This window comes from Nocardioides sp. YIM B13467 (assembly GCF_042788075.1).
GTDB lineage: Bacteria > Actinomycetota > Actinomycetes > Propionibacteriales > Nocardioidaceae > Nocardioides.
In genome coordinates, this window is sequence record NZ_JBHZPJ010000046.1 from 3,455,839 (window position 1) to 3,478,668 (window position 22,830).

General features: G+C 70.4%; 20 protein-coding genes. 9 read left to right on the top strand and 11 right to left on the bottom strand.

Going from position 1 to position 22,830, the window contains the following annotated elements:
• Positions 1 to 83 precede the first annotated feature (83 nt).
• On the top strand, positions 84 to 1,910 hold the full coding sequence (locus ACFX43_RS23725) for a flavin-containing monooxygenase (RefSeq protein WP_378836230.1): 1,827 nt from the start codon (positions 84 to 86) through the stop codon (positions 1,908 to 1,910).
• Between the two features lie 12 nt (positions 1,911 to 1,922).
• Here ACFX43_RS23725 and ACFX43_RS23730 read toward each other — a convergent pair whose 3' ends face one another.
• Complete coding sequence (locus ACFX43_RS23730; protein ID WP_378836233.1) at positions 1,923 to 2,582, bottom strand: response regulator; 660 nt, start codon at positions 2,580 to 2,582, stop codon at positions 1,923 to 1,925.
• Positions 2,579 to 3,805, bottom strand: coding sequence for a sensor histidine kinase (locus ACFX43_RS23735; RefSeq protein ID WP_378836245.1), 1,227 nt, complete (start codon positions 3,803 to 3,805; stop codon positions 2,579 to 2,581). The genes ACFX43_RS23730 and ACFX43_RS23735 overlap by 4 nt, the downstream gene beginning before the upstream one ends.
• A gap of 145 nt (positions 3,806 to 3,950) precedes the next feature.
• Between ACFX43_RS23735 and ACFX43_RS23740 the strand changes: the two genes are divergently transcribed.
• The gene (locus ACFX43_RS23740; protein ID WP_378836250.1) at positions 3,951 to 4,703 is read left to right on the top strand and encodes an SGNH/GDSL hydrolase family protein; all 753 of its coding nucleotides are present in this window, start codon (positions 3,951 to 3,953) and stop codon (positions 4,701 to 4,703) included.
• Between the two features lie 51 nt (positions 4,704 to 4,754).
• Here ACFX43_RS23740 and ACFX43_RS23745 read toward each other — a convergent pair whose 3' ends face one another.
• The 4 genes from ACFX43_RS23745 to ACFX43_RS23760 form a co-directional block, all read right to left on the bottom strand.
• The gene (locus ACFX43_RS23745) at positions 4,755 to 5,225 is read right to left on the bottom strand and encodes a hypothetical protein (RefSeq protein WP_378836255.1); all 471 of its coding nucleotides are present in this window, start codon (positions 5,223 to 5,225) and stop codon (positions 4,755 to 4,757) included.
• A 139-nt stretch (positions 5,226 to 5,364) separates the two neighbouring features.
• Entirely contained in the window at positions 5,365 to 8,082 is a 2,718-nt protein-coding gene (locus ACFX43_RS23750) for a DEAD/DEAH box helicase family protein (protein WP_378836259.1), read from the bottom strand.
• Between the two features lie 119 nt (positions 8,083 to 8,201).
• Entirely contained in the window at positions 8,202 to 9,413 is a 1,212-nt protein-coding gene (locus ACFX43_RS23755; protein ID WP_378836265.1) for a multidrug effflux MFS transporter, read from the bottom strand.
• Positions 9,414 to 9,483: 70 nt separating this feature from the next.
• Entirely contained in the window at positions 9,484 to 10,767 is a 1,284-nt protein-coding gene (locus ACFX43_RS23760; protein ID WP_378836273.1) for a hydroxyacid-oxoacid transhydrogenase, read from the bottom strand.
• Positions 10,768 to 10,906: 139 nt separating this feature from the next.
• On the opposite strand from ACFX43_RS23760, the gene ACFX43_RS23765 reads away from it, so the two are divergent.
• Entirely contained in the window at positions 10,907 to 11,839 is a 933-nt protein-coding gene (locus tag ACFX43_RS23765) for a TauD/TfdA dioxygenase family protein (protein ID WP_378836278.1), read from the top strand.
• Between the two features lie 19 nt (positions 11,840 to 11,858).
• On the opposite strand, the gene ACFX43_RS23770 is transcribed toward ACFX43_RS23765, so the two are convergent.
• Positions 11,859 to 13,322: an RNB domain-containing ribonuclease gene (locus ACFX43_RS23770; RefSeq protein WP_378836284.1), complete on the bottom strand. Its 1,464-nt coding sequence runs from the start codon at positions 13,320 to 13,322 to the stop codon at positions 11,859 to 11,861.
• Positions 13,323 to 13,339: 17 nt separating this feature from the next.
• Positions 13,340 to 13,660, bottom strand: a complete 321-nt coding sequence (locus tag ACFX43_RS23775; RefSeq protein WP_378836288.1) for a hypothetical protein — start codon at positions 13,658 to 13,660, stop codon at positions 13,340 to 13,342.
• A gap of 102 nt (positions 13,661 to 13,762) precedes the next feature.
• Here ACFX43_RS23775 and yaaA point away from each other — a divergent pair, with 102 nt between their 5' ends.
• Complete coding sequence (yaaA, locus tag ACFX43_RS23780; protein ID WP_378836295.1) at positions 13,763 to 14,554, top strand: peroxide stress protein YaaA; 792 nt, start codon at positions 13,763 to 13,765, stop codon at positions 14,552 to 14,554.
• 103 nt (positions 14,555 to 14,657) lie between these two features.
• On the opposite strand, the gene ACFX43_RS23785 is transcribed toward yaaA, so the two are convergent.
• The 3 genes from ACFX43_RS23785 to ACFX43_RS23795 all read right to left on the bottom strand — a co-directional run bounded on the left by ACFX43_RS23785 (position 14,658) and on the right by ACFX43_RS23795 (position 16,912).
• A complete protein-coding gene (locus tag ACFX43_RS23785) occupies positions 14,658 to 15,344 on the bottom strand; it encodes a histidine phosphatase family protein (RefSeq protein ID WP_378836299.1) in 687 nt (228 codons plus the stop codon).
• Entirely contained in the window at positions 15,341 to 15,973 is a 633-nt protein-coding gene (locus ACFX43_RS23790; RefSeq protein ID WP_378836304.1) for a zinc ribbon domain-containing protein, read from the bottom strand. The genes ACFX43_RS23785 and ACFX43_RS23790 overlap by 4 nt, the downstream gene beginning before the upstream one ends.
• A 141-nt stretch (positions 15,974 to 16,114) precedes the next feature.
• Positions 16,115 to 16,912: a Nif3-like dinuclear metal center hexameric protein gene (locus ACFX43_RS23795; RefSeq protein ID WP_378836311.1), complete on the bottom strand. Its 798-nt coding sequence runs from the start codon at positions 16,910 to 16,912 to the stop codon at positions 16,115 to 16,117.
• A gap of 155 nt (positions 16,913 to 17,067) precedes the next feature.
• On the opposite strand from ACFX43_RS23795, the gene ACFX43_RS23800 reads away from it, so the two are divergent.
• From ACFX43_RS23800 to ACFX43_RS23820, 5 genes are read left to right on the top strand one after another with little or no spacing between them, the layout of a single operon-like run.
• The gene (locus ACFX43_RS23800) at positions 17,068 to 18,210 is read left to right on the top strand and encodes an ABC transporter ATP-binding protein (protein ID WP_378836314.1); all 1,143 of its coding nucleotides are present in this window, start codon (positions 17,068 to 17,070) and stop codon (positions 18,208 to 18,210) included.
• Positions 18,207 to 19,412, top strand: a complete 1,206-nt coding sequence (locus ACFX43_RS23805) for a spermidine/putrescine ABC transporter substrate-binding protein (RefSeq protein ID WP_378836318.1) — start codon at positions 18,207 to 18,209, stop codon at positions 19,410 to 19,412. The genes ACFX43_RS23800 and ACFX43_RS23805 overlap by 4 nt, the downstream gene beginning before the upstream one ends.
• On the top strand, positions 19,405 to 20,349 hold the full coding sequence (locus tag ACFX43_RS23810; protein WP_378836321.1) for an ABC transporter permease: 945 nt from the start codon (positions 19,405 to 19,407) through the stop codon (positions 20,347 to 20,349). The genes ACFX43_RS23805 and ACFX43_RS23810 overlap by 8 nt, the downstream gene beginning before the upstream one ends.
• A complete protein-coding gene (locus tag ACFX43_RS23815; RefSeq protein ID WP_160021945.1) occupies positions 20,346 to 21,179 on the top strand; it encodes an ABC transporter permease in 834 nt (277 codons plus the stop codon). The genes ACFX43_RS23810 and ACFX43_RS23815 overlap by 4 nt, the downstream gene beginning before the upstream one ends.
• Positions 21,179 to 22,822, top strand: a complete 1,644-nt coding sequence (locus ACFX43_RS23820) for an amidohydrolase (RefSeq protein WP_378836326.1) — start codon at positions 21,179 to 21,181, stop codon at positions 22,820 to 22,822. The genes ACFX43_RS23815 and ACFX43_RS23820 overlap by 1 nt, the downstream gene beginning before the upstream one ends.
• Positions 22,823 to 22,830: the final 8 nt, after the last annotated feature.

Genomic DNA, 22,830 nt, shown 5'->3' on the forward strand with positions numbered 1-22,830 from the left:
GGGTAGGTCCTCGCTGTGACCGGCGCCACATGCAATCGGCTGCAACCCTTTCTCCTACGCCCGCGCGGCGGTGTGCTGGGGGCATGACCCAGACACTCGAACCCACTCCCCCGGCCGTCCAGAGCGGCCCGGCGCAGACCTGGCTCGCCGACTTCGAGGCCGCCCTGAAGGAACGCGACATCCCCCGTGCCGCCGGCCTCTTCGCCACCAAGAGCTTCTGGCGCGACCTGGTCGCCTTCTCCTGGAACATCACCACCGTCGAGGACCCCGCCGGGGTCGCCGACATGCTCGAGAGCACCCTGGACCGCGTCGACCCCTCCGGCTTCGCGCTCGAGGAGCCGGAGGCGACCGCGGACGGGGTGACCACCGCCTGGTTCACCTTCGAGACCGCGATCGGTCGCGGCCGCGGACTGCTGCGCCTCAAGGTCGAGGACGACCGTCCGAAGGCGTGGACGTTCCTGACGACGCTCTACGAGCTCAAGGGACACGAGGAGCCCCGCGGCGTACGTCGCCCGAAGGGTGCCGAGCACGGCGTCAACCGTGACAGGGTTACCTGGGCGGAGAAGCGGCAGGCCGAGGCGGAGACGCTGGGCCTGACCGAGCAGCCGTACGCGGTGGTCATCGGTGGCGGGCAGGGCGGGATCGCGCTCGGCGCGCGCCTGCGCCAGCTCGGGGTGCCGTCTCTCGTCATCGACCGCTACGAGCGGCCCGGGGACCAGTGGCGCGGCCGCTACAAGTCGCTGTGCCTGCACGACCCGGTCTGGTACGACCACCTGCCCTACCTGAAGTTCCCCGACAACTGGCCCGTCTTCGCACCCAAGGACAAGATCGGCGACTGGCTGGAGTCCTACGTCAAGGTGATGGAGGTGCCGTACTGGTCCTCGACCACGGCCACCAGTGCCTCCTACGACGAGGAGGCCGGTGAGTGGACGGTCACCGTCTCGCGCGGCGGGGAGGAGATCACGCTGCACCCGAAGCAGCTCATCCTGGCCACCGGGATGTCCGGTAAGCCGAACATCCCCGACCTGCCGGGCATGGACATCTTCGAGGGCGAGCAGCACCACTCCTCCAAGCACCCGGGGCCGGATGCGTACGAGGGCAAGCGGGTCGTGGTGATCGGGTCCAACAACTCCGCCTTCGACATCTGCGGAGCGCTGTTCGAGCACGGTGCCGACGTGACGATGGTGCAGCGGTCCTCGACCCACATCGTGAAGAGCGACACGCTGATGGACATCGGCCTCGGCGACCTCTACTCCGAGCGCGCGGTCGACTCCGGGATGACCACGGAGAAGGCCGACCTGGTCTTCGCCTCGCTCCCCTACCGGATCATGCACGAGTTCCAGATCCCGCTCTACCAGCAGATGGCCGAGCGCGACGCCGACTTCTATCAGCGTCTGGAGAAGGCCGGGTTCCGGCACGACTGGGGCGACGACGGCTCCGGGCTGTTCATGAAGTACCTCCGACGTGGCTCGGGCTACTACATCGACGTGGGCTCGGCCGAGCTGGTCGCCAACGGCGACGTGAAGCTCGCCCAGGGGCAGGTCTCCCAGCTGACCTCGTCGGCCGTCGTGCTCGAGGACGGCACCGAGCTCCCCGCCGACCTGGTCGTGTACGCCACCGGCTACGGCTCCATGAACGGCTGGGCCGCCGACCTGATCAGCCAGGAGGTCGCCGATCGTGTCGGCAAGTGCTGGGGTCTCGGCTCCGACACCACGAAGGACCCCGGGCCGTGGGAGGGCGAGCAGCGCAACATGTGGAAGCCGACCCAGCAGGAGGCGCTGTGGTTCCACGGCGGCAACCTGCACCAGTCGCGCCACTACTCGCTCTATCTGGCGCTGCAGCTCAAGGCTCGGTTCGAGGGGATCGAGACGCCGGTCTACAACCTGGCGCCGGTGCACCACCTCGCCTAGGACTCTCCGGGGTCAGCGGCCGACCAGGCCGGTCTCGTAGGCCAGCACCACCAGCTGGACGCGGTCACGAGAACCGGTCTTGGCCAGCAGCCGGCCGACGTGGGTCTTCACCGTCGCCTCGGCGACCACGAAGGCCTCGGCGATCTCGGTGTTGGACAGGCCGCGGCCGACCAGCGTGAGCACCTCGCGCTCACGCTCGGTCAGCGCCTCCAGCCGCCCCTCGATCGCCGGCCCGGCGGTCGCGGGCGCGGAGGCGGCGAAGTGCTCCAGAAGGCGCCGGGTGGTGCTCGGCGCGACGACCGAGTCGCCGGCGTGCACGGTGCGGATGGCGGTGAGCAGGTCCTCGGGGCGGGCGTCCTTGAGCAGGAATGCCGCGGCGCCCGCCCGGATCGCGGCGAAGGCGTACTCGTCGAGGTCGAAGGTGGTCAGCACGATCACCCGGGGCGCACCCTGGCGGCCGGCGATCAGACCGGTCGCCTCGACGCCGTCCATACGCGGCATGCGTACGTCCATCAGGACCACGTCGGCCTCGATCCTCCCCAGCGCGGCGACGGCCTCCTGGCCGTCGCCGGCCTCGCCGACGACGCTCAGGTCGGGCTGGGAGTCGATGAGCATCCGGAAGCCGGCACGCACCAGCTCCTGGTCGTCCACGAGAAAGACTCTGATCGTCACAGGGGCATCCTCGCGTAGACACGGAAGCCGCCGCCGGATGCCGGGCCGGTCTCGAGCATTCCGTTGTGGGCGGAGATGCGCTCCCGCATTCCGACCAGCCCGAGCCCGCCGGACTCACCGGGTCCGTCCGCGGCAGCGCCGCGGCCGTCGTCGGTGACCTCGATCGTCAGGCTGCCGCCGTCGGCCGTCACCGTGACCCTGGCCGCGGCGCCCGGACCGGCATGCTTGCGTACGTTGCTGAGCGACTCCTGGACCACGCGGAAGGCAGTCAGCGCGATCCCTTCGGGCACCTGCGCGTCCAGGCCCGGCAGGGTCGCGATCACCGTGGTTCCACCCGCCTGGGTCTCCTCGATGAGCGTCGCGATGTCGCTCAGCCGTGGCTGTGGGCGGGTCAGCGCGTCCCCGTCGCGCAGCAGGCCGAGCAGCTGCCGCATCTCGGCCAGCGCCTCCCGCGCGGTCTGCGCGACGGTCTCCAGCGCCTTCGGGGCGAGGGCCGGGTCCTGCTCGGCCGCATAGCGCGCACCGTCGGCCTGGACCACGATCACGCTCAGCCCGTGGGCCACGACATCGTGCATCTCGCGCGCGATCCGCGCCCGCTCCTGGGTCGCCCCGAGCTCGGCACGCTGCTCCGCCTCGCGGCGCAGCTGCTCGTTGCGCTGGATCAGCGAGTCGACGTACGCCGTCCGGGTGCGCGCCAGCGCGCCGAGCGCCCAGGCGGCCACCGGGAAGGTGGCGAGCGAGAGCACGACCGGGACGTACGTGCTCCAGTTGATCTCGTTCTGGGGATCGTTGTTGGAGGCGGCGTCGACGGCACCCAGCCAGTCGTACGCGCCGAGGACGGAGCCGAACAGACCCACCGCAAGCGCGGCCAGACCCCAACGTGGACGGGCGTAGCGCGCCACCGAGTAGACCGCGATCGGGAAGGAGACCTGGGAGACGAGCGGGTAGTCGAGGAGGAGCACCTGCAGCGCGCACGCGGAGGCCACAACGGCGAAGACGATCACCGGGTGCCGGCGGCGCCACAGCAGCGGTACGAGCTGGATCACCACGAGCACCAGGTCGGCGACATAGCTGGTGCTGGAGACGTCCTGGGCCGCGCCGCCGTTCAGCAGGGCCTGGATCGCGTAGAACGGGATGATCAGGAACAGGGTGCCGGCGAGCAGGACGTCGAACCACCATCGCCCGCGCGGGCCGAGCCGCCAGGGCCGTACCAACTCCTCCACAAGCACACCGTAGAGGAGCCGAGGCGGCCACGACGTCAGCCCGGGGACGGATGTGCTCCTCAGACCCCGGGCGGACTAGAATCCAGAGGCTGGCGATGGACAAGTAAATGGTTGGGTCGCCGCCTGATGGTGCTTGGGAGGGCTCGTGGAGGCAGTGCGCTACGTCGCGATCGGTGACTCGTTCACGGAAGGAGTCGGCGACGAGACCGCTACCGGTCACGTACGCGGCTGGGCCGATCTGGTCGCCCAGGGCTGGGCCGCTTCGGGCGTCCCGGTGGAGTATGCGAACCTCGCCATCCGCGGCCGCCTGATCCGCCCGATCGTCGAGGAGCAGCTCCCCGCCGCGCTGGCGCTCAAGCCGACCCACATCTCCTTCAACGGCGGCGGCAACGACATGCTCCGCCCGAAGGCCGACGCGAACGCGATCGCCGACTTCCTCAATCCCGTGCTCGAGGCCTGCGACTCCAACGGGATCACGCTGATCCTGCTCTCCGGCGCCAACCCCTCGGCCCGGCTCCCGCTCGGCAAGGTCTTCCAGCGGCGCGGCGACGAGCTCGTCGGGCTGGTCGAGCAGCGGGTCGCGCATCGCGACGACGTCGTGCGGGCCTACAACTGGCCGGACACCACCCTCACCGACGGCCGCTTCTGGTCCGAGGACCGCCTCCACATGAACGCCCGCGGCCATCACCGTGTCGCCGCGCGCGTCCTCGACTCGCTCGGCGTCGAAGTCCCCGAGGGCTGGTGGGACTTCGACTTCGAGGCCGCCGCCGGCAAGAAGGGTCTGGCCTATTACCGCGAGTTCGTCGGCCCCTGGATCCACCGCCGCCTCACGGGTCGCTCCTCCGGCGACGGCCGCACCGCCAAGTTCCCGACCTGGACCCCGGCCTCGGAAATGTGAGACCCGGCCGCGGCATCTCGCCGGCGGCCGGGTGTCACGAGGCGTACGGGATCAGCGAGCGAGCCACTTCGCGTACTTCTTGAACGCCGCCTGCGTCTTCGGCCCAGCCTTGCCGTCGACGGTGAGCTTGCTGTGGACGCGCTTGTTCAGCAGTCGCTGCAGCGCCTTGATGGTGTTCTTCCCGGGATCGCCGTCGATCTTGCCGGTGTAGCCGTAGCCCTTCTTCAGGTACTCCTGGAACGCCTTCCAGCTGTTGGGGCCGAGCTTGCCGTCGATCTTGCCCGGGTACTGCTTGCCTGTGTAGCCGAACTTCTTCAGCAGCTTCCCCTGGACGATCTTGGCCTCGGTCGCGGTGAGGCCGAAGTTCTGGGTCGCCTGGGCGGAGACCGAGGAGGAGGCGGCAGCAACGTTGCCCGTGCCGACCTCGGCGTTGGCGATGCCGGCGGTGGCGAACGTGCCGGTGGCGGCGAGGCCGACAGCGACGACGGAGCCGAGCGTCCTTCTGATGATGGTGGAGGTCACGATGGTGTCCCTTCGGTGGTGTGGTGGGTTGTCGTGACAAGCCAACCGATCGGCGCCGTCTGGAATCGGTCCGGAATCTGACACCGGTGTCCACGATCTGCCAGAAACCTGTCGTCTGAGAGCCAGAACGACGGCCGCGTCAGGACCAGTGGCGGCGAATGACGGCGGTGACGTCGAAGGGGTCGGCGCCGCGTTGGGCGGCCAGGACGCCGGCGCCCTCGGGTGAGCCGGTGTAGAGCAGGCCGGAGCCGCCGACCCAGTGCTCCCAGGCGGCGCGGAACTCTTTCGCGTCGGCGGCGCGACGGCCGAGGGCGGTGGGGACCGCGTGCCAGGCCTCGGCGTTCGCGGCGTGCCTGCCCGACACCCCCAGCCGCAGCCTCTCGACCGCGTCCAGGTCACCCACGACCGGACGCGAGACGAGGTAGCGGGGCGCGGCGATGGGCGCCAGCGCCTCCTCGAGCGAGGCGGCGAAGAGCGCCGACTCCTCCTCGGGAACCCCGGCCAGATGGAGGCGGTAGCTGCCGTCGGTGTACACCGCGATCTCGAGCCCGGCGGCGCCGACCGAGGTCTGTCCGGTCGCGTTCAGCGCGTCGGCGACCGCTGCCCCCACCGCTCCGACGCTCGGCCGCCGGCGCAGCTGGGAGGCGATCCGGGTGCCGTCGCGATAGACGTACGCGGCCCACAGCGCCCACAATCCACCGACCGCGCCACCGATTGCCCCCGCGATGCCAGCGGCCGCGCCGAAGGCGAGCGTCAGGAGCAGCCCGATGCTCAGCAGGACCGCGGGCGCGAGGACGGCCTTGGCCGGCAGCCGCCACTCCGGCACCCGGCCCTCCAGCAGCCGGAACCCTGGCGGCCGGGGAGCGAGCACGGCACCCGTCGGCGCGCGCAAGGCACCCGCCCGGCGGAGCCGGATCCTGACGGTGCGGCCGGCGACGTCGGCGTACGGCTCCCCGATCCGCCACCGCTCCCGGATCGCGGTGCGGTCCTCCGAACGCGCGACCATGCGGGCGTTGACCGTGTCGAAGTCGGACTCCGGCGGGGCGGCGTACGGAGAGAAGGACTCGTCGATGTGGCCGACGCCGTCGACGACGGAGCCGTCCTCGTCGGCGCCGAAGAAGCCGGTGTGCTTGCGGACCAGCCGCTTCCAGTCGTTGTCGCCGCGCGGGTGCTCCTCCTCGACGCAGACGACCGTCCAGTTGACTGCGACCTTGTCGGGCCGCCCTGGATCCGTACGCAGCGACCGGCCGCGCAGCTGCACGACCGCCGTCGTGGTCGTAGCCGCGGTGAGGTCGACGATCCCGGTGACCGACCGGGCGTCCCAACCCTCCCCGAGCAGCCCGCGCGTGCCGACCAGGACCCGGCAGCCGCCGGCCTCGAAGAACCGGGTCACGTGCCCGACCCATTGGCGGCTCCCCCACCGCCCCACGAGCGTGGCGTACGCCTCCTCCTTCTCGATCGCCAGACCGCCGGCGAGCTCGGGGTCGGTCTCGGCGATGTGGTCGACCAGCGCCGCGAGGGTCGCTGCGGGTCCGGCGACGGTGGCGCCGGTGACCAGCAGGACATCGTCGTTCGCCGCGCACAGGGTCGCGAGCACCGCCCGCGCGGAGCCGGACTGCTCGGCGATCACCCCACGCAGGTCGACCGGCAGCGTGGCCGAGGCCCGCTCGTGGTCGGTGACGACCAGCAGCCGCAGCGAGTCGCCGTGCGCCAGACGCTCGTGGTCCACGATGGTCGCGGTCGCCGTCGTCTTCGCCTCCGAGCGAGCCAGCACCCGGTCGACGGGCGAGCGCCCGGCCCGGATGCCGCGCCGGGTCAGCGAGTAGCCGACCGCCGGCAGCGCCTGCTTGATCGCGGCCAGCGCCTCCTGGTCGGCCTCCGCCTCGGAGGCGGCCAGGTGTCCGCGTACCCAGTCGCCGATCAGCGCCACCCAGTCCTCGGCGGACGGGTCGCGGCGGTGCGCCTCGGTCAGGGTCGCCCCTTCGGGGAGGGCGAGCAGCCCGCGATGGTGTGCCCGCAATGCCGCCGTGGCCAGGTCGGGCGACGCCTTCGCCAGCTCGGCCCAGGACGGCGACCCGGCCGACCGCGACACGAACCGCCGGTCCAGCCAGGTCAGGAACGGCACACTGCCCAGATCGGCCGAGGTCAGCGCGGTGAGCAGCTCCTCGAACCGCTCCGCGCTCCCCCGCAGCCATTCCCGTTCGGAGGGCGTGGGGGCGGTCAGCCAGACCAGGTCGGCGAACGGCGCCAGGTCGCCCTCGCGCACCACGGCCGGGATCGAGGTCGAGAAGACGATCTCGCCGAACAGCAGCCCGACCAGCGCGGACTCCTCCTTGGTCAGCACCTCGGGAGGAGTCGCGGTCAGCCCCAGCACCCGCGCGTCCGGCAGCAGCAGGAGGATCTCGCCGAGCAGCTCGCCCCAGACCTCGAGCAGATGGTGGCACTCGTCCAGCACGAGCAGCAGCGGCCCGGCGGACCGCAGGGCGGAGACCAGTGCCCGGCCGTTGTCGTGCAGTCTGGCCAGGTGGCTCTCTCCGGTCTCCGCCTCGTCGTCGGGGTCGCCGAAGACCGCGACCGACTGGTAGGTCAGCGAGGTCAGCGGCGCGTCCAGATCCCGCGACGAGGACGCCATGAGACCCAGCGCCGCCGCTTGGCGCAGCCACTGCCCCTGGATGGCCGTGTTGGGGCTGAGTACGACGACCTTCGCCCCGTCCTCGATCGCATCGCGCGCCGTCTCCAGCCCGACGAGCGTCTTCCCCGCCCCCGGCGGCAGCACCACCCACGCCCGCGAACGCCCCGCACCCCAGGCCGCGCCCAGGGCGGAGAGCGCCCGCTGCTGATGGACACGGAGCTTCACTCCGCGAAGCCTAGTCAGCGCCGAGGCGCCGCCCGCGTCGGCCGAGGCGTCAGGTACGTCGGCCGAGTGGGCGCCGTGGTGCCCACTCGGCCGACCTGGGTGACGCCTCGGCAGGCTTGTTAGGCCGCGGTGGCGAAGGCCGCCTCGGACTCCGGGTTGCGGGCGACCGAGCGCCGGGCGAGGGTGAACGCGACGGCGCCGAGGACCGAGGTGACCACCATGGTGATCGCGAGCGGCACCGCGGTGTGCTCACCGGCGACGGCGCCGAGCGGGGAGGCGAGGCCACCGCCGAGGAACATGATCCCGCCCATCAGCGCCGAGCCGGCGCCGACCGAGGGACGGGCCTGCTCGATGGCCAGGGCGCCGGTGTTGCCCATGATCAGGCCGACGCAGGTGGTGACGACCAGGATCGGCAGCAGGATGAGCGCCTTCGGCACCGGCAGCAGCGCGACGACGAGCACGAACAGCGCGGCGATGGCGAGCACCGGCTGCGCCGAGCGGACGATCTGCGCCGGGTGAACCTGCCGCTTGGCCAGCCGCGCCGAGAAGAGCCCGGCGATGGTGAGGAAGGCGGCGTTGACCGCGAACCCGATGCCGTAGACCGCCGCTGACGTGCCGATCACCGACTGGTAGAGGAACGAGGAGGAGGAGACGTACGTCATCAGGGTGGCGAACGTGAGCGACTGCGTCAGCGTGTAGCCGAGGAAGGCGGGCTTGGCGAGGAGGCGGCCCAGGTCGGCGTACTCGACCCGGCTGGTCCGGCGCTCGACCGGCAGGCTCTCCCGGATCACCAGCAGCACGCAGACGACCTGCGCGACCGCGATCGCGGCCACGATGCCGAGCACCCCGCGCCACGGCACGAACCCGGCGATGGCGCCGCCGATCACCGGGGCCAGGATCGGCGCGATCCCGCTGATCGACATCATGATCGACATCGCCCGGGCGGCGGCGAAGCCGTGGAGTACGTCGGCCACGATCGCCCGCGCCATCACGATCCCCGCAGCGGCGGCGAGCGCCTGGATGAAGCGGGCCGTGATCAGCAGCTCGACGGTGGGTGCCAGCGCGGCCAGCACACCGGCCGCCGCGGCCACGACCGAACCGATCAGCAGCGGCTTGAGCCGTCCGAACCGGTCGGAGATCGGCCCCCAGGCGATCTGGCCGAGCGCGAGCCCGATCAGGAAGGCGGTGAGGGTCAGCTGCACGTTGCTCGCCGCGGCGCCGAGGTCGGTGCCGATCTGCGGGAAGGAGGGCAGGTAGAAGTCGATCGCAAGCGGCGCGGATGCCGAGAGCAGGGCGAGCGCGAGCAAGAGCCGCGGCGGGACTGACGTCACCGAGTGAACCTCCGGAGAGTTTGGTTGAAGAAGACAACCAACCGAACGCCGTAGTCCCGCCGGGCATTCCTCACCAGAGCGTGATGGACCTCTCGAAGATCCCGGTCAGGTCCTCCGCCGACGGCTGCTTCGGCGCGGTGGCGAGCAGCCGCTGCTGCTTGAGCGCCCCCTCGACCAGGTCGGGGATGTCGCCCGCGACGTAGCCGACCTCGCCGATCCCGGCCGGGATCCCGATGTCCCGCATCAGGTCGCTCAGCACCCGGGGCAGTACGTCACGGGGCTCCTCCTTCGACTCCTCGAAGCCGGGCGCCAGCAGCCGGGCCGCGCGGAGGTGTCGCTCGGGGGCCGCGTCGAAGGTGTAGCGGAAGGCCTCCGGAGCGGTCAGCGAGACCGCCATCCCGTGCGGCACCAGAGCCTCGTCGCCGGGGTAGTCCTTGGGGTGGAAGTCGCGCACCCGCCCGGCGATCGGGTAGGCGCAGGCGTGCGGGATGTGCACGCCGGCGTTGCCGAAGCCCAGGCCCGCGAAGGTCGCCGCGAACGCCATGTCACCGCGCGCGAGCGTGTCGTCGCCGTGCGCGACCGCCTGCCGGAACGAGCCCGCCAGCAGCGACAGTCCCTTCTCCGACCACATGTCGGAGATCGGGTTGGCGCCGCAGTAGGGCACCCGCTGGGCGGGCTCCTTGCGGTCGTAGGAGGTGTAGGGGCGGGCCGTGTAGCTCTCCAGCGCGTGGCAGAGGATGTCCATCCCGGACGCGGCGGTCACCCCGGCGGGCTGAGTCATCATCAGGTCGGGGTCGACGACGGCCAGCGTCGGGCGCAGGCGCGCGTGCGAGATCCCGGTCTTCACCTTGAGCGACAGCACGTCGAGCACGCACACGGTCGTCGACTCCGCCCCGGTCCCGGTGGTGGTCGGCACCGCGACCAGCGGCAGCAGCGGGTTGGCCGGCGCGAGTCCGCGACCCACCGGCGCGTTGAGGTAGTCCATCAGGTCGCCGTCGTTGGTGGTCAGCAGGTTGACCGCCTTCGCGGTGTCGATGCTCGACCCGCCCCCGACCGCGACGATGGCGTCGAACGGCCCGTTCTCGCGGGCGAACCCGACCGCCTCGCGCATGCTCTCGTCGGTCGGCTCGACATGGACGCCGTCGAAGACGACGGCAGTGACGTCGTACGCCTTCATCTGCTCGGCCACCCGCTGCGGCAGCCCGGTCGCGGAGATGCCGGGATCGGTCACCACGAGGGCGCGGCGGGCGCCCAGCGACGCCAGGTCGTAGCCGATCTCGGCCGATGCGCCGGTGCCGAACTTGAGCTGCGGGGAGCCATAGGTGAACACGGTCTCGGGTGTGGCGTGCGTCATGAGCGCACGATATCGACCGGATCCCACCCGTATCACTGTGCGGAGTGCCCAAACGTCTCGTGAGACACCCGTGATCCTAAGTCATGTATTTCACTAGACTTTATTCAAATCAAGCCGACGCCGTCAGAGGAGACCACGCATGACCATCACCGAAGCATCCCCCGTCAACGAGCTCACCATCCGCAAGGTCGGTGGCCGGATCGGCGCCCGCATCGACGGCGTCGCCCTCTCCGGCGACCTGCCCGCCGAGACGATCGCCGAGATCCGGGCCGCCATCCTGGAGAACAAGGTCGTCTTCTTCCGCGGCCAGGACCATCTCGACGACCGCGCGCAGATCGCGTTCGGCGAGCGCCTGGGTCCGCTGACGACCGCCCACCCGACCGTGAACACCGGCAGCGCCCGCGTCCTGACCCTCAAGGCCAACCGCGGCATGGCCGCCAACTCCTGGCACACCGACGTCACCTTCGTCGACCGGCCGCCCGCGTTCTCGATCCTGCGCGGTGCGGAGATCCCCGAGTACGGCGGCAACACCGTATGGGCCAACACCGTCACCGCCTACGAGAGGCTCCACCCTCAGCTCAAGGCGCTGGTCGACAACCTGTGGGCGGTCCACTCCAACGACTACGACTATGTACGTCCCGACGAGCCTGCGTCCACCGACGACGTCGCCGCCCGCAAGCGGGAGGAGTTCATCTCGACGATCTACCGGACCGAGCACCCGGCGGTACGGATCCACCCCGAGACCGGCGAGCGAGCGCTCGTCCTGGGCCACTTCGTCAAGCACTTCACCGGCCTGAACCAGAAGGAGAGCGCGATCCTCTTCAACCTGCTCCAGGACCGGGTCACCGCCCTGGAGAACACCGTCCGCTGGCACTGGCAGCAGGGCGACGTGGCGATCTGGGACAACCGCGCCACCCAGCACTACGCCGTCGCCGACTTCGACGAGCTGCCGCGCGAGGTGCGCCGCATCACCGTCCAGGGGGACGTACCCGTCTCGATCGAGGGCGAGCACAGCCGGGTGATCGAGGGCTCCGCCGAGGTCTACAACCGCCTCGACGAGCTGATCTCCTGACCGACGTACGTCCGGGAGGTCAGGCGAGGGTGAAGCCGACCTTCCGGGCGACGACGTCGGCCGTCTCGAGGCGTACCTCGACCTCCTCGCCGAGCGGGAGGGCCGTCGCGCCGGTGACCCGGGCCTCGATGGCGGGCTCCTCGACGGTGATCGAGCCCTTCTGCTTGTCCTCGTCATCGATCTCGACGACCACCGCGGCGAAGGTCTCCCCGACCCGATGGGACAGCAGCCCGGCCTCGACGAGGTCGACGACGCCGCGCTCGTAGGCACCGCTGACGCGCGAGGAGGCCCGCATCGTCTCCGGGAGGGTGGTGAACGCAGCGGTCACCCAGTCGGGGACCGGCTGGTCGGCGCAGAGCGCGAGGCAGACCTCGCCGGCGTAGCGGTCGATCAGCCGGCGCAGCGGCGCCGTCACGTGCATGTACTCGTTCGCCAGCGCCGAGTGCTCGGTCAGCTCGGGGAGCTCGCCGTTGAACGAGGCGTACCCGCTCCCGCGCAGCAGCCGGGTGCACGCGATCGCCATCGCGGCGTGCTTGCCGTTCTTGCCGTCGAGCGAGCGGATGAAGTCGGGGTAGAGCATCTCCGCCGGCCACTCCAGCCCGAGCGCGCGAGCGGTGCGGTGCAGCCGCTGGACGTCTCGAGGGTCGGGTTCCGGGAGGGTCCTGAGGAGGCCGACGCGGGCGTAGACCATCAGGTCGGCCGCCCCGAAGCCGGTGAGCAGCGAGATCTGGGCGTTCCAGTCCTCGACGGGCAGCAGGTCGCGGTACTCCAGCGACCACCGATCGCCCTGGACCGAGATCTCCTGGTCGCGCAGCGGCAGGTTCACCCCGCCGCGGGCCGCCTCGAGGGAGATCCGCTTCTCGCCGATCTCCTTCAGCAGCTGGAGGGAGTCGGCGTAGTCGGTCTCACCGAACCCGTCCCCGTCGAACATCTTCTGCACACCGTCGTAGGAGAGCTTGGCCCGCGACCTGACCAGCGCGCGCTCGACGAAGGTGTCGGTGCCCTCGCCGGACGCATCGAGCTTGTGGGTCCACAGCAGTGCGGGACGTACCTGGTCCGGGAGCAGCGAGGCGGCGTCCTCGGAGAGGACCTTGGGGTGGAGCGGGATCTTCGCATCAGCGGCGTAGAGCGTCTCGCCGCGCTTGTTGGCCTCCAGGTCGACCGGGTCGCCGGGCGCCACGAAGGCGGCCACGTCAGCGATCGCGTAGTGCACCACATAGCCGTCGCCGTCGCGCTCCAGGTGGAGCGCCTGATCGAGGTCCATCGACGTCTCGGGGTCGATCGTGACGAACGGCAGGTCGGTGCGGTCCAGCTCCGGGAGTCTCGGGTTGGCCGCGGCGGCGGCAGCCGCCTCCTCGACCTCCGGCGGGAACTCGGCCGTCACCCCCAGCTCGGCCTGAAGCGCGGTGATCCCCTCTCGGAGCGTGGTGGCGGCGACGCCGTCGTCGGCACTGGTCACCCGGATGATGCGTGCGGAGCCCATGGCCAGAACTGTAGTGGCTACTTCTTCTTCGACGCCTTGTACTCCTTGTGCAGCGCGGCGGCTTCCTTCCGGAACGCCTTCGGGTTGCCCTTGAAGGCTCCGAACTGGTCCCACAGGCCCTTCTTGGACCCGTTGTACGCCTTCGCCGACCTCTCGATCCTGGCCAGCGCCCGGCGCTGGGAGGAGGTCAGCGAACGCCTCGCCCGGAGGTGCTCCGATCGCGCCCTGGCCTTCTTCGAGACGTCCTGGATCATCCAGAACACCCCGCCGACGATGATCACGACGAGGAAGCCGGCGAGGTTGGGCCCGGAAGCGGACTCGGCGGCCAGAACGATCATGACTGGACGGTAGGCTCGGGTGTTCTCCCAGGTCACAGGCGCTTTGAAAGATACCCAATCCTCGATTCGGCCATCCTCGCTCCGGGCGGCACGATAGTCCCCGTGCTGATCCTGCTGCCGCCCTCGGAGGGCAAGACCGCGGCCGTACGCGGCAACCCGCTCACGCTCGACGACCTCCGCCTCCCGGTGCTCAACCCGGCCCGCGCCAAGGTCATCGACGCGCTCGTCGAGCTCTGCACCACGCGCCCGGACGAGGCCGTCGACATCCTCGGCATCCCGAAGACCCAGCTCGAGCTGGTGACCTTGAACGCCGGGCTGAGCGATGCTCCCACCGCGCGCGCCGACCGGATCTACACCGGCGTCCTCTACGACGCCCTCTCCCCCGCGACCCTGTCGCCGGCCGCCAAGCGCCGCGCGACCAGCCGGGTCATGGTGACCAGCTCCGTGTTCGGCCTCGTCGGCCTGGCCGACCGCATCCCGGCGTACCGTCTCTCGGGCGACACCACCCTTCCCGGCATCGGCGGTGTCCAGGCCCACTGGCGCGCCCACCTCGGCGCCGGCATCACCGAGGCCCTCGGCGACGGACTGCTCGTGGACCTCCGGTCCGGGACGTACGCCGCCTTCTGGCGCCCTGACGCCGAAGGGTCGAGCACTGTGCCTGCCCGGACTGCCACCGTCCGCGTCCTCCACGAGCACAACGGCCAGCGCAAGGTCGTCAGCCACTTCAACAAGGCCACCAAGGGCCGCCTCGTCCGCGCCCTCCTCGAGTCCGGCGCCAACCCCCGCACCCCCGCCAAGCTCGCCGACGCCTTCCGCGACCTCGGCTGGACCGTCGAGACCGGCCCCGCCACCAAGACCGGCACCCAGCTCGACATCATCGTCGCCGAGATCTGACCCCGCGCCGAGTCGGCTCGTCCTGACCGAAAACAACGCCGAGTCGGCGCGTTATAACGAGCCGACTCGGCAGGAAATCAGGTCAGGATGAGCCGAGTCGGCGTCAGAAGAGTCCGGAGGCGAAGGGGTCGCGGGAGACGGGGAGGCCGTTGAAGAGGCGCATCGAGGCGCGGTCGTCGGCGAAGAAGGAGACGACGGTGACGGAGGCGGGTGAGAGCTCCATGCTGAAGACTCCGCCGATCGGGGCACCCAGGGCGTGGGCGACGATCAGCTTGATCGGCGAGACGTGTGAGGTGACCACGACGGTCTCGCCGGCGTGGGCCTCGAGGACTCGCGAGAGGCCCTCGAGCACGCGGGCCTGAGCGGAGTCGAAGGACTCGCCGCCCGGGGGCGCGACCTCGGTCGCCCCCATCCAGGTCTTCATCTCGTCGGGGAACCGTTGGGCGACCTCACCGAAGGTGAGCCCCTCCCACTCCCCGAACTCGATCTCGGCGAAGGCGGGCTCCTCGACCAGGCGGGCACCGAGCGCATCGGCGACGAGCTCACCGGTCTCGACGGTGCGCAGGACCGGCGAGGTCACGACGGTCGAGACCGAGGACGCGAGCGGCTTGAGCCACTCCGCGGTGAGCATCACCTGCTCGCGGCCCTCCTGGGTCAGCGGCGGGTTGTCGCCGCCGAGGCCCCCGGAGAACGCCTTGGCGGCGGTGTGCTTGGTGACCCCGTGACGTACGAGAACCAGCGTCGTCGCCGCCGCGCCGGCTCCCCAGCCACGCGCGGTCTTCTCGCTCACAGACCCGACTCGGCGGTGCGGACCAGGATGCGGGAGCACTCCTCGCAGCGCACGACCTCGTCGGCGGCGAGACCGCGGATGCGGGAGATCTCGGCGGGGTCGAGCTGGAGGTTGCAGCCGCCGCAGCGTCGGGCGCGCAGCTCGGCGGCACCGACACCCATCTTCTCGCTCAGCCGCGAGTAGAGGGCGAGCAGGTCATCGGGGATGCCCTCGAGCGCGGGCGCCCGCTCCTCGGCGACCGCGGCGAGCTCGCCGTCGATCTTCGAGGTCTCGACGTCGACGGAGTCGACAGCGACCGCGAGCTTCTCGGTGATCTCGGCGAGCTCGGCCTCGAGCCGGGTCACGGCCCCCTGAGCCTCCTCGAGCTGCTCCATGACCTCGAGCTCCTCGTCCTCGAGCACCGAGATCCGGCGGTCGAGGGTGGCCAGCTCGTGCTGCATGCGCTCGAGGTCCTTGGCGCTGCTGATCGCCCCGGAGTCCATCCGCTCCTGGTCGCGCCGGCGGCGGGTCTTGACCGCCTCGACGTCGGCGTCGGCCTTCTTCTGCACCCGCTCGAGGTCGTCGCGCGTGATCCGGGCGTCGCGTACGGCATCGTCGGTGGTCTTCTTCGATGCCTGCAGCTCCGCCACGACGGCGGCCTGCGGCAGATGCGCACGGCGGTGGCGGAGCTGCAGCGCACGCGAGTCCAGCTCACAGACGTCGAGCAGCTTGACCTGGGCGAACGGGTCGGCTTTCAGCGGATTCTCCTCAGCTATTCACACACGATTTTCTTACAGACGCAGCGTCCACGGGTCGGTGACGATCTGGCTGACCCGGGTCTCCACCGTATCTCCCAAAGCCTCGTTCAGTCGCCTCGCCAGGACAGGCAGCCAGGTCCACTCCGCCGCCCAGTGCGGGATGTCGATCAGCGCACCGCCCTTCTCGAGGAACTCCGAGGCCGGATGGTGGCGCAGATCGCTGGTCACATAGACGTCATACGCAGCCACCTGGTCGAGCAGGAAGTCGCCCGCGCCGCCGCACAGTGCCACCGAGGAGACCGGCCGGTCGAGATCGCCGGCGACCCGGATCCCGGCCGCGGTCGCGGGCAGCGCCGCCGCCACGGACTCGGCGAAGGCGCCCAGCGTGGTCGGCTCCACGGTCCCGGCCCGGCCGGTCCCGACATCGTCGGTGAGCCCGGGCACCAGCGGCCGCAGCGAGCTCAGCCCGAGCGCGAGCGCCAGCGACTCCGAGACGCCGCCGAGGGCCTGGTCGGCGTTGGTGTGTGCGGTGAGCAGCGCGCACCGCGCGGAGACCAGCGTCGAGAGCGTACGCCCTTTGGGGGTCGTCGCGGCGAAGCCGTGCACACCCTTCAGGAACAGCGGATGATGGACCACGACCAGGTCCGCACCCCACGCGGCCGCCTCCTCGGCGACCGTCAGGGTCGGGTCGACGGCGAGAAGCACCTTCGAGACGGGCTGCGAGGGCTCGCCCCAGACCAGCCCGACTGCATCCCATTCGTCGGCGGTCGCGGGCGGGTACCAGTCGTCCAGCAACGAGGTGACGGTGGACAGAGTTGGCGGGGTCGGCATGATGCCAACCCTAGATCCCTCGACCGGGACCGCGCCCAGCGGCGGCACCCGGCACGGAATCGAGTTCGTAACCGTTCTTTTACAACCGATTCCGTACTTTTCCCCGGATCTTGTGGTGGAATGCAGCGCTAAGTGAACAATCGACTGGAGCGGCGATGACCACGACAGCTACCCCGGACCAAACCTCCGGCTCGGTAACCATCACCGGCCTGACCAAGACCTATGGCCAGGCCACGGCGGTCGACGGCCTGGACCTGGAGATCCGGGCCGGCGAGTTCATCTCGCTGCTCGGCCCGTCGGGCTGCGGCAAGACCACGACGCTACGCATGATCGCCGGGTTCGAGAAGCCCGACTCGGGCAGCATCGTCATCGGCGGCAAGGACGTGGTCAGGCTCGCGCCCTACCAGCGCGACGTGAACACGGTCTTCCAGGCGTACGCGCTGTTTCCGCACAAGTCCGTCGCGGAGAACGTCGCCTACGGCCTGCAGCAGCGCAAGACCCCCAGGGCCGAGGTCCGCGAACGGGTCGTCGAGGCACTGCGGATGGTGCGGATGCTCGACTTCGCCGACCGCGGCCCCGCCCAGCTCTCCGGCGGCCAGCAGCAGCGGGTGGCGCTCGCCCGGGCGCTGGTCAACCGCCCCGGCGTCCTCCTCCTCGACGAGCCGCTGGGCGCCCTCGACCGCCAGCTGCGCGAGGAGATGCAGCTCGAGCTCAAGCTCCTCCAGTCCCGCCTCGGGATCACCTTCGTCTTCGTCACCCATGACCAGCACGAGGCGCTCGCGATGAGCGACCGGATCGCGATCATGCGAGCCGGGCGGATCGAGCAGCTCGCCGACGCCGAGACCGTCTACAACCAGCCCGCCAGCGCGTACGTCGCCGGCTTCGTCGGCCAGCAGAACTTCCTGCACGGCGAGGTCAGCGCCGACGGCACCACCGTCGAGACCCCCTTCGTGGTGGTCGAGGGTCCCGCGAAGCCCGACGGGAAGCCCGGCGAGGCCCACCAGGCCGCGATCCGCCCCGAGATGATCTCGATCGAGCCCCGGGCCGAGTCCGGGACGGCGACGGAGAGCCTCAACTCCGTCGCCGGCGAGGTCCTCCAGGTCTCCCCGCTCGGCGAGGTGATCCAGTACCTCGTCAAGGTCACCGACGATCTCAGCCTGCTGATCCGCCGTCCCACCCACGGCGCCGCCCGGCTCTCCCCCGGCGACCCGGTCCTGTGCGGCTGGGCCGCCGAGGACGTACGTCTCTTCCCCCTCGATACTCCGCTCGACCCGTCCACCGCTAGGAGCCCACAGTGAACAAGCCTGTAAACAAGAGTGGCAACGTACGCATCCTGGCCAGCCATGCCGGCGCGCGAGCGATCCGTCAGGAGCTCTCGCGGCGCCACTTCCTGAGCCTGGCCGCCCTCGCCGGTGCCGGCGTCGCGCTGAGCGCCTGCGGCTCGGACGGAGGCGGGGCCTCCACCGCGGTCGAGCCGGGCGGCGGCGCGACCGGCGGGCCGGTGGAGAAGTCGCTGTCGATCTACACCTGGGGCGACTACGACTCCCCCGAGGTGATCGACGCCTTCAGCAAGACCGGCCCGAAGGTGACGCTCGACTCCTACGGCTCCAACGAGGAGCTGATCTCGAAGCTCGTCGCAGCGGAGGGCACCAGCGGCTACGACATCGTCGTGCCGACCGGGGTCTACATCCCGCAGCTGATCGAGAACGAGATCATCGTCCCGCTCAACAAGGACCTGATCCCCAACATGGCCAAGGTGGATCCGAAGTTCCTCGGCCAGGACTGGGACCCGGAGAACGAGTACTCGGTGTGCAAGTGCTGGGGCACCACCGGGTTCGTCTACGACACGACCGTGATCAAGCGCGACCTGGCGACGTGGGACGACTTCATCGACGCGATGCAGAACGAGGCCTCGGGCAAGACCTCGCTGCTCGACGACCCGCAGGGTGTCTCCGGCCTCTACTTCTGGGCCAACGACATCGACTGGAACACCGAGGACATGGGCGACTACGACGCCTACGAGGCCGAGGCGGTCGAGAAGTGGGCACCGCACATCGCCGGCTTCGACTCCTACCCGGCCACCGGCGCGATGCAGCAGAACACCTTCGCGCTGATGCAGAACTGGAACGGCGACTCCCGCCTCGGGATCCTCGAGCACAAGCAGCCCGACCGCTGGAAGTGGGTCCTGCCCGGCCCGACGACCGAGCTGTGGATGGACAACTGGTGCATCCCGACCGGCGCGCCCCACCCCGAGGCCGCGCACGCGTTCCTCGACTACGTCCTGGAGCCGGAGAACTCGTTCCTGGAGATGGACTACATCGGCTACAACACCGGCGCGCTGGGCATCGAGGAGATGGCGGCGGAGCGCAAGGTCGAGCTGCCCGAGATGATCTTCTTCACCGACGAGCAGCTCGCCACCATGAAGAACGGCGCCGTCAACGAGGCTCAGGACCGGCGTACGGAGGTCTACGACAAGCTGAAGGCCGCCGCCAGTGCGTGACCGAGCGTCGAAGCGCCTCCCGGGTTTCGTTCTCGCCGTGCCGGCGTGGCTGTGGCTGACGGTCTTCTTCGTGGTGCCGTTCCTGCAGATCGCCTGGTTCAGCTTCGGTGAGAAACCCGGGATGTTCGGCACCCACAGCAACGCGGTGATGTCGCTGGACCGCTACGCCGAGGCGTTCAGCCCGACCTTCTTCACGATCTTCCGGGCGACGCTGTGGATGAGCGTGCTGGGCACCGTCGCCTGCCTGCTGATCGCGCTGCCGGCGGCGTACTTCATGGCTGTGAAGGTCCCCGCGCACCGCCGCGGGCTGCTGGTCGCCCTGGTGATGGTCCCCTACTGGACCTCGTTCCTGATCCGGACGATCGGCTGGAAGGTGATCCTGTCCTCCGAGGGCGCCCTGGCCGGCTTCCTGACCGACGTCGGCCTGGTCGCCGACCCGCACGACCTGCTCAACACCCGCGGTGCGGTGCTGCTGGGCCTGATCTACAACTATCTGCCGCTGATGATCCTGCCGATGTACGTCGCCTTCGACCGCGTCGACAACGCCCTCGGTGAGGCGTCCAAGGATCTCGGCGCCGACCGGGTGCGGACGTTCTTCCAGGTCACCCTGCCGTTGGCGCGGCCCGGGATCATCGCCGGCATCGTCCTGGTCTTCATCCCGATGATGGGCGACTACGTCACCCCGGCGGTCCTCGGCGGCGCGAAGGGCACGATGGTCGGCTCCCTGATCGCCAGCCAGTTCCTGACCGCGCAGAACTGGGCGCTGGGCTCGGCCATGGCGGTCGTCCTCATCCTGCTCACGATGCTCATCGTCGTCCTGGCCATCACGCTGATGTGGGCCGTGGGATGGCTCCTGCACAGGCGCAGCAAGCTGGTCATCGGAACCGTCCCGCCTCCGGACACGAGGCTGCACACCAAGGAGGTGGTGACGGCATGAGCAGACCCTCCGGCACCAATCTCGCGCTCGGCGCGTGGACCACGCTCGTCTTCCTCTTCCTGTTCGCCCCGATCATCGTGATCGGCATCTACTCCTTCAACGGCGGCCGACTGCTCACCGCCTGGGACGGCTTCAGCCTGGAGCCGTTCACAGCGATCATCGAGCGCCCGACCGTACGCCACACCGTCGCCGTCTCCCTGCAGACCGCCGTGGTCGCCGCGTTGCTGGCGAGCGTGCTCGGCACCCTGGCCGGGATGGCGATGGCCCGGTTCCCGGGCCGCTGGGCGGGCCCGTTCACACTGCTGTTGCTGCTGGTCTCGGTGACGCCCGAGATCGTCGACGGCATCGCGCTGCTCCCCTGGTTCGTGACGCTCGGGCAGGACTGGTCGCTGCTGCCGTTCAACAACGGCTACGTACGCCTCGTGGTCGGCCACTCGCTCTTCGCGACCGCGGTCGTCACCTACATCGTCCGGGCCCGCCTGGTCGGTCTGGACGCGTCGCTGGAGGAGGCCTCGGCGGACCTCTATGCGCGGCCGGTGGCGACGTTCTTCAAGGTCACGATCCCGCTCGTCGGGCCGGCGGTGCTCGCCGGTGGGCTGCTGGCCTTCACGCTGAGCCTCGACAACACGGTGATCTCCTCGTTCATCAACGTCTCCGGCACGACCTCGTGGCCGGTCTACGTGCTCTCCTCGGTCCGCTCCGGTCTCAAGCCCGAGATCGCCGCGGTCTCCACGATCCTGCTGGTTTTCACGCTCCTGGTCCTCGGCCTGGTGGCGCTCGTGCTCAAGCGCTCGGGCTCCTCGGTCACCGACACCATGGCCGTCAACTGATGGGCGGTGACGCCCTCCCGGCGGACCTGCTGCTGCGCGGTGGTCGTGTGCTGCGCGAGGGCCGCTGGGCGGACACGGCTCTCGCCGTCCGGGACGGGCAGATCGTGGCCATCGGCGAGAAGCTCGACGCTCTGGCCGGCCCCGAGACGGTGGTCGAGGAGCTCGACGGCCGGTGGGTCCTGCCCGCCTTCCACGACTCCCACGTGCACCCGATCCAGGCCGGGCTGGAGATGAACCAGTGCGACCTGACGGGTCTCTCGACCCTCGAGGGCTACCTGGAGGCCATCGGGTCCTACGCCGCGGCCAACCCGGGACGCGCCTGGGTCAGCGGCGGTGGCTGGTCGATGGACTCCTTCCCGGGCGGGGTGCCGAGTGCCGAGCCCCTCGACCGACTCCTTCCCGACCGGCCGGTCTTCCTGCCCAACCGCGACCACCACTCCGCCTGGGTGAACAGCCGCGCGCTCGAGCTCGCGGGCATCGATGCCAGCACGCCCGATCCAGCCGACGGGCGCATCGAGCGCGACTCCGCCGGCCGGCCCACTGGTGCTCTGCACGAGGGTGCGATGGCGCTGGTCGGCTCGCTGGTCCCCGCCCCGACCACTCGCGACCTGACCGAGGCGCTACTCACCGCACAGCGCCATCTCCACTCCGTCGGCATCGTGGGCTGGCAGGACGCGCTGGTCGGCACCGGCCTCGGCATGCCCGACTCGCTGCCGACCTACGTCGCCGCCAACGACTCCGGCGCGCTCACCGCGAAGGTCGTCCTCGCCCAGTGGTGGGACCGCGACCGCGGCCTGGAGCAGCTGCCCGAGCTGATCTCGCGCCGCGCTCTTGCCGCTCAGGTGGGGCTGGACGCGGGCAGCGTGAAACTGATGCAGGACGGCGTCTGCGAGACGCACACGGCCGCCATGCTCGATCCCTACCTCGACTCCCACGGTCATCTCACCGACAACCGCGGGCTCTCCTTCATCCCGGCCGAAGCTCTGGCGACGTACGTCGCGGCGTTGGACGCCAACGGGTTCCAGGCGCACATCCACGCGCTCGGGGACCGGGCGGTCCGCGACAGCCTGGACGCGATCGAGCACGCGCGGGCACTCAATGGGGCCAGCGGGCTGCGCCACCATCTGGCCCACGTCCAGGTCGTCGACGCGGCCGACGTCCCTCGGTTCGCCGCCCTCGAGGTCACCGCCAACATCCAGCCGCTGTGGGCGTGCCTCGACGACGCGGTGGAGGTGCTGACCCTGCCGTTCCTGGCACCGGCCGCCCGCGACCAGCAGTACGTGTTCGGGTCGCTGCTGCGTACGGGTGCCCGGATCGCGTGCGGCAGCGACTGGCCGGTCTCCGACCCGGCGCCGCTGCTCGGCATGCACGTCGCGGTCAACCGCCGCTCCCCCGACCAGCCCGCCGACGCCACCCCGCTGCTGCCCGAGGAGGCGCTGACGGTCGCCGAGGCCCTCGCCGGCTACACCACCGGCACCGCCTACCTGAACCGTCTCGAAGGGTCCACGGGCCGGATCGAGACCGGGTACGCAGCCGACCTGGTCGTCGTCGACCACGACATCCTCGGCGAGGACACGACCGTCCTCGCCCGGACCCAGGTCACCCACACGTACGTCGACGGTCGCGAGGTCCACCGGCGCTGATCGCGTGC

Bases quoted from the DNA above. Each gene is read 5' to 3' on its own strand.
- ACFX43_RS23725 (WP_378836230.1), top strand. From the start codon at position 84: ATGACCCAGACACTCGAACCCACTCCCCCGGCCGTCCAGAGCGGCCCG.
- ACFX43_RS23760 (WP_378836273.1), bottom strand. From the start codon at position 10,767: ATGACGCACGCCACACCCGAGACCGTGTTCACCTATGGCTCCCCGCAG.
- ACFX43_RS23765 (WP_378836278.1), top strand. From the start codon at position 10,907: ATGACCATCACCGAAGCATCCCCCGTCAACGAGCTCACCATCCGCAAG.
- ACFX43_RS23770 (WP_378836284.1), bottom strand. From the start codon at position 13,322: ATGGGCTCCGCACGCATCATCCGGGTGACCAGTGCCGACGACGGCGTC.
- ACFX43_RS23775 (WP_378836288.1), bottom strand. From the start codon at position 13,660: ATGATCGTTCTGGCCGCCGAGTCCGCTTCCGGGCCCAACCTCGCCGGC.
- ACFX43_RS23795 (WP_378836311.1), bottom strand. From the start codon at position 16,912: ATGCCGACCCCGCCAACTCTGTCCACCGTCACCTCGTTGCTGGACGAC.
- ACFX43_RS23800 (WP_378836314.1), top strand. From the start codon at position 17,068: ATGACCACGACAGCTACCCCGGACCAAACCTCCGGCTCGGTAACCATC.
- ACFX43_RS23815 (WP_160021945.1), top strand. From the start codon at position 20,346: ATGAGCAGACCCTCCGGCACCAATCTCGCGCTCGGCGCGTGGACCACG.
- ACFX43_RS23820 (WP_378836326.1), top strand. From the start codon at position 21,179: ATGGGCGGTGACGCCCTCCCGGCGGACCTGCTGCTGCGCGGTGGTCGT.